This is a genomic window from Bacteroides faecalis, assembly GCF_003865075.1.
Lineage (GTDB): Bacteria > Bacteroidota > Bacteroidia > Bacteroidales > Bacteroidaceae > Bacteroides > Bacteroides faecalis.
Genome location: NZ_BHWB01000039.1, coordinates 1 through 10729, shown reverse-complemented (window position 1 = coordinate 10729; position 10729 = coordinate 1). Strand labels below are relative to the sequence as shown.

Annotated in this window: 8 protein-coding genes and 2 pseudogenes; 3 read left to right on the top strand and 7 right to left on the bottom strand. The window is 38.6% G+C overall.

What is annotated here, in order from left to right:
• Positions 1-23: 23 nt before the first annotated feature.
• The 5 genes and pseudogenes from EJF25_RS24180 to dut form a co-directional block, all read right to left on the bottom strand.
• Positions 24-1253 (bottom strand): annotated as a pseudogene (locus EJF25_RS24180) (ligand-binding sensor domain-containing protein); the annotation flags it as partial.
• A gap of 26 nt (positions 1254-1279) precedes the next feature.
• Positions 1280-2575 (bottom strand): murein hydrolase activator EnvC family protein, encoded by a 1296-nt coding sequence (locus tag EJF25_RS24175; RefSeq protein ID WP_125043233.1) that lies wholly within the window; start codon positions 2573-2575, stop codon positions 1280-1282.
• Entirely contained in the window at positions 2572-3147 is a 576-nt protein-coding gene (gene lolB1 / locus EJF25_RS24170) for a lipoprotein insertase outer membrane protein LolB1 (RefSeq protein ID WP_125043231.1), read from the bottom strand. Before lolB1 ends, EJF25_RS24175 begins: the two co-directional genes overlap by 4 nt.
• A complete protein-coding gene (locus EJF25_RS24165) occupies positions 3144-4982 on the bottom strand; it encodes a tetratricopeptide repeat protein (RefSeq protein WP_370685743.1) in 1839 nt (612 codons plus the stop codon). Before EJF25_RS24165 ends, lolB1 begins: the two co-directional genes overlap by 4 nt.
• 1 nt (position 4983) lies before the next feature.
• Complete coding sequence (gene dut / locus EJF25_RS24160) at positions 4984-5418, bottom strand: dUTP diphosphatase (RefSeq protein WP_025074739.1); 435 nt, start codon at positions 5416-5418, stop codon at positions 4984-4986.
• A gap of 179 nt (positions 5419-5597) precedes the next feature.
• Between dut and EJF25_RS24155 the strand changes: the two genes are divergently transcribed.
• Positions 5598-6944: a deoxyguanosinetriphosphate triphosphohydrolase gene (locus tag EJF25_RS24155; RefSeq protein WP_125043229.1), complete on the top strand. Its 1347-nt coding sequence runs from the start codon at positions 5598-5600 to the stop codon at positions 6942-6944.
• Here the strand turns inward: EJF25_RS24155 and glsB are convergent.
• Positions 6916-7929, bottom strand: coding sequence for a glycine N(alpha)-acyltransferase GlsB (glsB, locus tag EJF25_RS24150; RefSeq protein WP_125043227.1), 1014 nt, complete (start codon positions 7927-7929; stop codon positions 6916-6918). The two genes, EJF25_RS24155 and glsB, sit on opposite strands and share 29 nt — an antisense overlap.
• 26 nt (positions 7930-7955) lie before the next feature.
• The gene (glsA, locus tag EJF25_RS24145) at positions 7956-8774 is read right to left on the bottom strand and encodes a lyso-glycine lipid O-acyltransferase GlsA (RefSeq protein ID WP_125043225.1); all 819 of its coding nucleotides are present in this window, start codon (positions 8772-8774) and stop codon (positions 7956-7958) included.
• Between the two features lie 260 nt (positions 8775-9034).
• Here glsA and EJF25_RS24140 point away from each other — a divergent pair, with 260 nt between their 5' ends.
• Both EJF25_RS24140 and EJF25_RS24135 read left to right on the top strand, forming a co-directional pair.
• Entirely contained in the window at positions 9035-9538 is a 504-nt protein-coding gene (locus EJF25_RS24140) for an RNA polymerase sigma factor (RefSeq protein WP_025074735.1), read from the top strand.
• Between the two features lie 903 nt (positions 9539-10441).
• A pseudogene (locus tag EJF25_RS24135) lies at positions 10442-10729 on the top strand (MraZ-related protein); the annotation flags it as partial.

The following is a 10729-nucleotide window of genomic DNA, read 5'->3' as shown; positions in this document are numbered from 1 at the left end:
GGATACACATGATACTATCTCTCTGTACCTACCCACAACTTATTATCATCAAGCAATAACGAACGAATATCTAATTTCAGATTCTTATCGCCTCCAATGGAATATTCAGATAACTCACCCGTCACAGAATCAAAAAAACATAAACCGTTACGTGTACCTATCCAGATGTTTCCTTCTTTATTCTCACAGAAAGGGCCTACCACTTTTCCTGCGCTCAGTACTCCGGGTAATGTAGCCGGTGAATAATAATCAAAGCGTTTGGACTCTTTCGGCATATAATTTACTCCACCTAAGTTTGTCATTACCCAAAGTGCACCTTCCGCATCCCACATCATCGCATTGATTGTCTGATCGCTTAAACTTCGTGAATCAAACGGGTTATCTCCTCTGCGAAACGTATTTGTAATACGATTAAAAAGATATAATCCATTATCCGTCCCCACCAATAATTCTTGCTCCGAATATTTCAACAAACAACGAATTGCCCCAAAGTTCAAAGAAGTAGTATAGTGTTCCAGTACCCCCGTTTGCTTATTCAAGTGGTACAGAAGATTAACATCCGCACCAACCCAGATCTCGCCATCCACATTCTGTACACAATTAATCTTATGACTGTCTGACGCATCCATAAAAGGTGAAACCTCATACGCCTGCAAGAACTTACCATTCTCATCGAAGCAAAGGAGTCCCTCTTGCAAAGAAGCCGTATAAATCAGCCCATCATTTCCAACACAAATATCCCAAAGAAAAGATGTCTGGGAACTATTCTGGATCAACACTTCTCTTTCGGGATCATAAATAAAAATCCCCTGTCCTAAAGTTCCAATCCAAATTTTCCCATCCTTTGCTTTTATTACTTTCTTCACTTCACTACTTACAGACACTCCGTAACTAGTTGTACTATTGAATCTGGAAAAACGACCGGTCTCCCGATCATAAATATAAAGTCCCGAATTAGTACCGACCCAGATTCTCTGCCCGTCTTCAAAAAGAGTTTCTACAAAATTGCTTTCCAAAGAATAATCTTCATTCAATGCATTGCGGTAAACTTTATTCCCCTGTCCGTCATATCGATTCAGTCCATCACTGGTACCCAACCAAATAAAGCCATAACTATCTTGAATAGCACACCATACCGTATTATGAGATAAACCATCCTCAACTTGATACTTCTTGAATGAGAAGTACGGAGCCGCTGATAATGGTTCGAGCCAAAAGGCTAATAGAAATATTAGGATTTTAGTCAATTTCATTTTACACATGTGTTTTTTTAATTCAATTATCGGTTTAACCATGGTTCCGGATTCAATTTTTCTTTCTCTTTACGCAATTGGAAATGCAATACTGTACGTCCATTATCTGTTCCGTCTGAGAATATCTGCCCTATCTCTTGCTTGGTTTTAACCGTATCACCCGACTTAACTGATGCAGAAGAAAGATTGCAATAAACAGAAATATAATCTCCATGACGAATGAGCACATTAAATAGTCCATTCAGTTGAAATACTGCTGCTACTTTACCATCAAAAATCGCACGCGCCTGTGCACCGGGCTTACCTTGAATATCAATTCCCTTATTATCCAGCTGGACATTACGAAGTCCTTCGACTGCATACTGACCATAATGACTGGTAATGATATAAGGACCAGTCACCGGCATTGGAAGCTTTCCCCGATTAGCAGCAAAACTCCCGGATAACTCTCGGTCTTCTTTACTCATACTGTAAGCATCCAGCGGTTTTGACTTCGTGGCAGTTACTGTCTCTGCAGATTTCTTATCTTTAGACTCTGTTTTCTCACGAACAGTAGCACTACGACGAGCTTCTTCCGCTCTTTTACGTGCACGTTCTATTTCTTCGTTAATCAAACGATCAATACGGGCATTCAACTGATTAGCTTCTTTTCTCTTCTTATTTATCTCACTTTGCAATCCTTTCTGCTTTTTTTGCAAATTGGCAACCAAAGTACGCTTTTCTTTTTCTTGATCTTCCAGTTTTGCTTTCTCAGCCTCCCGCTCCTTCAGCAATCCCTCCTTGGCATTTTTTACCTGTTGGCGTTCTACTTTCTTTTTTCGAATCTGTTCCTGCTTTTTCAATATTTCTTCTCCCTGCAAACGTTGATAAGTCGCATACTCACGCACATAACGCATACGACGATATGTCTGACTCAAACTTTTTGCAGAGAAAATAAACATCAGTTTCTCTTCCACCGATTTGTTCTTATACAAATATTGCACAGAAACTTCATACTTTTTCTTCTTATCCTTCAAATCTTTTTGAAGAACATTTAACTGATATTCCAAAGAAGCTAACTCACGCTCAATAGCCTCCATATCATTATTAATAGCAAGAATATAGCGTTTTCTCTCTTCAATCTGTCCGGTTAGCGCAGCCAGACCATTCAACTGACTTCCTACATCCTTCTTTGTATCTTTCAATAATGATTCTGTATCGGAGATCTGCTTTTGCAAAGCACCACGTTTGCCTTCCAACTCACGAATCAACTTATTCGACTGAGCCGAAAGAGGGATTGCCAGCCATAGACAACTTATCAGAGTCATAAAGGTACGTTTCATCTTAACAGAGCTATCAGCATTTTTACTAACTCTTCCAAAGGAACCTCCGTATATTTAGAAGTAAGTTCCGTTGGAGTCATTGAGATTTCTTTTGTCGAGAATTCATATAACTGTATTTTTGCCTTCTCTAATGAAGGAATTCCTAACTCCTTTCCCGTTAGTTCAGTCTTTCCACCCGGCAGAGCCGCATCAGTCAAGGCCCTTTCCAAACGTGAAAATTCTGCATTTTTAGGCAATATATCTTTCAATTCATCTTTGGTTGCACGCACATATCGCTTATTCATCCGATCCACAATCAGTACTTTATCCGGGGCTATTTCGATACGTGCTATCTCGGTACGCAAAATAGGCATTAATAAAGAAATCTGCACCAGTTCGTTACTTTTCATCTTCATGATACCTCCCACTGACATACTACCACTTTTGCTGGGAATAGTCAGTTGGAGTTTGGAAGCTAAATAACTGAAAGTCGGAGTAACTGCCACTTTTTCTTTCTCTACCACCACATGTTTGCTACTCTTACAGCCCGCCAAAATTACTACCATCAACAACAAATAAGCAAATCGTCTCATTCAGCAATATACTTTTTCTTTTCTATTTTTTGTTTCAGTGTTTTCGAGTCATTCCCCATTTCCAATGATTGCTTCCAATACTTTAATGCACCTTCCACATCACCAGTCATGAAATAAATATCTCCACAATGTTCAACCACTTCACTACTCTTCTCCCCATCACTTTTCATCGCATTGTCTATATAGATGCGAGCTTCCGAGTAATTTCCCTTTTCAAACAAGATCCAGGCATACGTATCCAGATAAGTCGCATTATTGGGTTCAGCCTTTACTGTCTTATAACTCATTTCTTCTGCTTTGTCAAGATCACGACGTTCCAATGACAAATAGTAGGCATAATTATTCAGAGCACCGACATTCGAAGGATTGTGAACCAAGGCAGAATCATAAGCCGCATAAGCATCTGCCATTTGTTTCTTAGTATGATACATATCTCCCATAATCGAATAAAAATCTGATATAACTTCCTTCTTAGTATCAGGAGTTATATGTTCCAAAGCCTTTTTACAAACACTCACTACACTATCCGTTTGTTCTGCCTGATTATAAGCAATCGCAAGATAATAATAAAGTTCCAACGCATCGGGAGTTGCCTCAATACCCGGCTCACAGATTTTGATAATTTGCTTATAATCCTCTTTTTTAGCAGCCGAACTAATTAACATCAAACGAGCTGCCTTATTCATAGGATCCAAATCAACCACTTGCTCCAATACCGGTACAGAAGCATCTTCCATATTCTTAGACAACAGATATTGAGCATAAAGCATCGGGATCTGAGGGTCATCCACATCCTGTCGCATCACTCTTGTAAACAAATCAATCACCTGAGTACTATCTTTACCAGCTTGTTCATTCTCTACGATTACTTGACGCATTACATTCAATTTAATATCAGAAGCCACCTTCTTATTCAGCAACAACGTATCCAATTGTTGTTGGTAAAGTTCCTTCTGATCAGTCTGTTCATAATAAGAAGCCATTGAATAAAGGGCCATTGGATTATCAGGTTCGGCTGCTAATACTTTCTGATAAGCATCATAAGCTTCCTGCTTCTTTCCATGCTGAAGATACACATCCCCTAATATCACCTGATAACGCGTATCCATCGGATATTCCTGTACCAGACTTTCAATTTCCTGAAAGGCTTTCTTGTCATCCTTCATCTGAAGATAAATACGGAACTTCTCCATGGACAACTGTTCATTCTTTCCAATACGTTTTTCCAGACGGTTCAAAGTAGCAATAACTTCATCAAACTTTTCCTGGCGTCCGTAAATATCCAGAAGATTGAACAACGGTCCCTGTTTACCGGAAAAACGCGTCGCCATCTGTTCTAATAGCACTATGGCTTTATCCAATTGATCTTGTTGCTGATACAAAGAAACTAATCCCTGACTATACCAGAAATTATCCGGCGCATTTTCTACTGTTTTCTCCAATGCAGCCTGTCCTTGAGGAATCTGTCGGAGAAACATATAATACTGAGAGATCTCATAAAGTGCAGAAGCTGCATTGGGATCAATATCCAAACAATGTTGCAATAACCCAAAAGCAGCCGCATACTCCTTCTTTTCTTTCAATCGTATGGCCTCCAAAAAGAAATAATCATATTTCCGTTGTTCCTCTTCCGTCAGTTGCGATTCCGGATTTTTGCTAGCCTTAGCTACTTTTTTCTTCTTTTTCTCAACTTTCTTCACAGCCAATTTTGTATCAATGACATTCCCTGACACAACAGCTGTACTTCCAGTTACTATACCTGCTGCTTGAGCAGCCATACAAGAAGTAAGTAACAAAGTACTAATCAGTAAAAATAGTATTAACTTAGCTTTCATTTCATTTTTTTCCTGTATGTCCGAAGCCACCGGTTCCACGTTCTGTTTCATCTAACACTTCCACTTCCTGCCACTCAACTTGTTCATGCTTTGCAATAATCATTTGGGCAATACGCTCTCCGTCTTCAATTACAAAAGATTCTGAAGAAAGATTGACCAAAATTATACAAATTTCTCCCCGATAATCGGCGTCTATTGTACCTGGAGAATTGAGAACCGTAATTCCTTTTTTAATAGCCAAACCACTCCGAGGACGAATCTGTGCTTCAAATCCTTGTGGAAGAGCAATATATAGTCCGGTAGGTACTAAACACCGTTGCAACGGAGCCAATGTCATCGGTTCGGAAAGGTTAGCACGAATATCCATTCCTGCAGATAATTCAGTGGCATAAGCCGGAAGCGAATGCTTCGATTTATTAATAATTTGAACGTTCATAAAATCACATTTACTATTTAACAGGCGAAAATACACATTTTGTACTGAAAAAGAGTTAAGTTTGCAGTTAAATATTGTGGCGATGTGCAAATATGCCAATCCACTAACAGGGTTACACTATAAAACTCACACAAAAATTAGTAGATTGAGTAGTATATTGACAGATTAAACATTTATTTATGATGAATTGGAATCAATTAATATCAGCGAAACGCTTCGGCATGGAAGAATTTCATTCGGAACGTCTGGAGAACCGTTCGGAATTTCAACGAGATTATGACCGCCTCATTTTCTCCGCTCCCTTTCGACGTCTACAAAATAAAACGCAAGTATTCCCTCTCCCCGGAAGTATTTTCGTGCATAATCGTCTCACACACAGCCTAGAAGTTTCTTGCGTAGGACGTTCTTTAGGCAATGATGTGGCCAAAGCTATCTTAGAACGCAAGCCGGAACTCCAGAATTCCTTTCTACCAGAGATTGGTTCCATTGTATCCGCTGCTTGTCTGGCACATGATCTTGGCAATCCGCCATTTGGCCACTCCGGAGAACGAGCTATTTCAACTTTTTTCTCAGAAGGAAAAGGATTAAACTTACAGTATAAGCAGTTAAACGGAGAACAACTTTCACCGATGGAATGGGAAGATTTGACACATTTCGAAGGAAATGCCAATGCATTCCGCCTTTTGACTCACCAGTTTGAAGGACGTCGGAAAGGAGGTTTTGCGATGACCTATACAACTCTTGCCTCTATTGTAAAATATCCCTTTTCATCGAGTCTTGCAGGTAAAAAGTCCAAATTCGGCTTCTTTGTCAGTGAAGAACAGAGTTTTCAAAAGATAGCTACCGAACTAGGACTTACTCAGCTCAACGACCATCCTTTGAAATATGCGCGCCACCCCCTAGTCTATCTGGTAGAAGCAGCCGATGATATTTGCTATCAAATGATGGACATAGAAGATGCCCACAAATTAAAGATCCTGACTACCGAAGAAACAAAAGAGCTTCTGATGTCCTATTTTAGTGAGGAACGGCAAAAACATATCCGTCAAACTTTCCATATCGTCAGTGACACCAATGAGCAAATCGCTTATTTACGTTCTTCTGTCATCGGGTTATTGATTCGAGAATGTACCCGCGTATTCCTTGATCATGAAGATGAAATCCTGGAGGGAAGTTTCGAAGGAACACTCATCAAGCATATTTCTGAATGCCCGGCAACAGCTTACAAACATTGTGCAGAGGTTTCCATTAAGAAAATCTACCGTTCAAAGGATGTGCTGGACATCGAATTAGCCGGTTTTCGCGTTATCAGTACTCTCCTTGAACTTATGATAGACGCTGTAACTTCACCCGAAAAAGCATATTCAGAATTATTAATCAACCGCGTTTCCAGCCAATACAATATAAAAGCGCCTGTACTCTATGAAAGAATACAGGCGGTGCTTGATTATATTTCCGGAATGACCGATGTTTTTGCACTCGATCTTTACCGTAAGATTAACGGCAACAGTCTGCCTGCGGTGTAACGACTTTAGGAGTAAATACTTCTTCAGTCTCACAAGGTGCTTTCAACGCATCCGGATTACTTTCGATAAAGGTCTGGATGTGTCGAATTCGTTTTTCTTCTAATATCTCATCAACAGCAATCAGGATACCGGTTTCTTCCACGTCACCAAATTCATAATTAATCGCCGTTCCAAACATACGCATTGTCGGACTTAAGCTCATATAAGCATTTACCAACGGCGGAATGTTATATCCTAATTTACGGATTTCACAATTCAGAATTTTATAATCCTCTTTGAATGTATTTTTGCAGAATAAAGCTTGCAATTCTTCTTCCGAAGTTTCCATTTTCAACGGTTCCATCGGGTAAACCAGCTGGTCTTTATCCCAAAAGTGCTTCTTTAGAAAGTGAAGAATCATATCACGACCACGACGGTGATAACTCGGATACATAGTCACTTTGCCGAAGAAGAATTTCACATTCGGCATTACTACTGTCAAAGCTCCCAATCCATCCCACAAATTATCTAATGCAAACAGTCCTTTGCTCCCTGCGCGGGTAGACTGATATTCTAATGTCACAAATGAACGTCCCAACTCGATTGTTTGCGGCAAATAATCTTTAATAAACGCATCAGAGAAATGGAACATATGAGAAGTAGCCAGAATCGGAGCTCCCTTTTCATCAAAACGGACATCTGTCCCAAGCAAATACCGATATCCTCCCAGAATCTCTTCTGCTTCCGGATTCCAAACAATCAGTTGCTTATAAGGATGTTCCATGGTATCGTATTCATCGATATCCATCGACATCCCAGTACCTCCACCTGCCGCACGGAAAGCTATTTCACGTAAACGCCCAATCTCCTTCATTACATTCGGGGCATCCTGATGAGTAATAATGTAGATCTGATTATTACTCTTATTCGTCATACGCAAGCGCCTTTCTTCTGTAAGTTCCGCTTTTAGTAGTTCTTTGCTTACCGGTCTTATAATCTCTTCCATATTCTTTGTTATAGTTGTTCTATAAGTTACAATTTATAAACGATATCCTTTACATATTCGGCCCATTGTGCAGGCGTCTTCGATTTATCAAAAGTTTGCCAGGGAATTGGCTTACCAAATGTTATAGTAAAGGTTTTATGACGATTTTTCAGCATTTCATCAGCCAAATACAGCATTGCGACATTGAATTTAATTCCTAATATTTTACATACATTTGCCAGATTGTAAAAGAAATCGGAATTCCGGCCTTCAAAATGAACAGGCACCACGTCGCGTTTTGCTTGCACACTCTTCACAATAAATGTTTTCTTCCATTCCAGATCGCGAATAACCCCATTCTGACGACGTGAACAAAGTCCTGCAGGAAACATGATAAGCTGATTATCAGATTGAAAACCGGCTTCTACCATCTTTGGAAAGTCCTTAGCTTGCTTCCCAGTCTTATTAATAGGTATGCAAAGCGGTGCCAGTCCACGAAGGTTCATCAATAAGTCATTGACCAGATATTTCACCTTTCCATTATAATGCCGTCCTAATACATAACCGAGCGCTACACCGTCCTGTCCTCCCAATGGATGATTGGAAACAAAAGTATATAAACCATTATCCGGTAGATTCTCAGCTCCTTTCACTTCTATCTTTGCATCCAAAAACTCCAGAGATGCCTCGAGGAAATCCACTCCTAATTTATCTTTCGATTCATTCAGAAATACGTTTAATTCATCCTGATGTACGATTCTCTTTAAATAGGAGATTACGAACTTAGGAATGTACTTATACTGCTTCGGAGCCTTTGCCCGAAGTATCTTATCAATATCAATTAAAAACAAAGAGTCATCAGTCATTCTTTTCAAATAAAAATGATGCCACAAAATTAGCGGTTCTTTTTTATTAATCGCAATAATTTGATAGAAAATGCAGGAATTGAGTTCAGAAACCTAAAAAAAGACCACCTAAAAACTATCAAATATGACCTGAAAACTATCATCTGATAGATTTACCCCCTAAGAAAGTTGAATTAACCCCTGTCACTTTTGTTGAATTGCGGTAAACTTGCAACATCGAAAAAATCGAATAGAATATTAACTTTTAAAAAGCAACGCATATGAAAAGTTTAAGCTTCAGAAAAGACCTAATTGGAGTACAAGATGAATTACTCCGCTTTGCATACAAACTAACAACCGACCGTGAAGAAGCAAACGATTTGTTACAAGAAACCTCACTTAAAGCATTAGATAATGAGGATAAATATATGCCGGACACCAACTTTAAAGGATGGATGTACACTATTATGCGCAATATCTTTATTAATAACTACCGTAAAGTAGTCCGCGACCAGACATTTATTGACCAGACTGATAATCTTTATCATTTAAGTCTGCCGCAAGATGCCGGTTTTGAAAGTACAGAGAGAGCCTATGACTTGAAAGAAATGCACAAAGTGGTGAACTCTCTTCCTAAAGAATATAGAGTACCATTTGCTATGCACGTTTCAGGTTTCAAATACCGCGAGATTGCAGAAAAACTGAATCTTCCGTTAGGAACTGTAAAAAGCCGTATTTTCTTTACGCGTCAAAAATTACAGGATGAATTGAAAGACTTCCGCTAAACCTTAACTATAAACTTGTTAATTTCAGATTTTATATTTTTTAGTGTAGATTTTTAGTTGTGTTAATGACCTCAGAGACATGAGAAAATCAATTGGTTTTCTCATGTTTTTATTTTTTCTACACAAAACTTGTTCTTCTTTATCTTCCTTTTAAACAAACTATTTCCTCTATTATTCCAATTACACATATTACACAAAAGAGGTAATAAAAGCCAAATGATTTTGACTACTGTATTCGTCCCTCCTCATTACTTACATCTTCTTTATATATTCCTTTGCTAATTCCATTTCATCATTAAGGGATTATGGTTTCACGCTATTAAAACCAATAGTTTCACCTAATTGAAACTATTAGTTTCAGCGCTTGAAACTATTTGTTTCATATAGTGAAACCAAGTGTTTCAAGGCTTGGAACACTTAATTCAATAGGGTCAAGCGCTTCATTCGTACAGTTGTTTAAACTTCTCATGACTATCTCTTCACATTTTGTTCCCCTAACCCTCTTCCGAATGGTGACGACACAATTTTCCATCACACTGCCATCACACTTACCATCACATCGTTGATTATTGATATCAAGGTAGTTAATAGCAAATAGGTGACTGTGATGGATTTATTATAAAAAACATATATAGAGGAGATGTACTGAATAAACAAAATAATTATATGAATGAAGTGATAATATCACGAGTGGACAACATTCAGCATCCTTCCAACAATCATCATTTACAACAGGCAACACCTTTCAATTCCCCACTAATAAAGTTTTTCCGAAGTAACTTCATTTTCAATGGAATAAGCAATTAACATTCTGTTGAAAACTTCTCAAAAGATTTTCGTGGAATATAGTGGGGAATTGTGGGGAAATTCATACTTTTACCGTCGCTTATTATAATAAGGTAAATGATACGGTTTTTAGGGAATATTGAAGCCAGAGCGGATGCCAAAGGAAGAGTATTTATACCCGCCACTTTTAGGAAACAGCTGCAAGCTGCTTCTGAAGAAAGGCTTATTATGCGTAAAGACGTATTTCAAGACTGCCTGACACTCTATCCTGAGAGTGTATGGAATGAGGAACTGAACGAACTCCGAAGTAGATTAAATAAATGGAAACAGCAAACACCAACTAATTTTCAGGCAATTTGTTAGCGATGTTGAAGTAGTCACTCAACATGATATATCTCTCTCAAC

Excerpts from the sequence above, each read along its gene's own strand:
- EJF25_RS24175 (WP_125043233.1), bottom strand. The coding sequence starts at position 2,575 with ATGAAACGTACCTTTATGACTCTGATAAGTTGTCTATGGCTGGCAATC.
- lolB1 (WP_125043231.1), bottom strand. The coding sequence starts at position 3,147 with ATGAGACGATTTGCTTATTTGTTGTTGATGGTAGTAATTTTGGCGGGC.
- dut (WP_025074739.1), bottom strand. The coding sequence starts at position 5,418 with ATGAACGTTCAAATTATTAATAAATCGAAGCATTCGCTTCCGGCTTAT.
- EJF25_RS24155 (WP_125043229.1), top strand. The coding sequence starts at position 5,598 with ATGATGAATTGGAATCAATTAATATCAGCGAAACGCTTCGGCATGGAA.
- glsA (WP_125043225.1), bottom strand. The coding sequence starts at position 8,774 with ATGACTGATGACTCTTTGTTTTTAATTGATATTGATAAGATACTTCGG.
- glsB (WP_125043227.1), bottom strand. The coding sequence starts at position 7,929 with ATGGAAGAGATTATAAGACCGGTAAGCAAAGAACTACTAAAAGCGGAA.
- EJF25_RS24140 (WP_025074735.1), top strand. The coding sequence starts at position 9,035 with ATGAAAAGTTTAAGCTTCAGAAAAGACCTAATTGGAGTACAAGATGAA.
- EJF25_RS24165 (WP_370685743.1), bottom strand. The coding sequence starts at position 4,982 with ATGAAAGCTAAGTTAATACTATTTTTACTGATTAGTACTTTGTTACTT.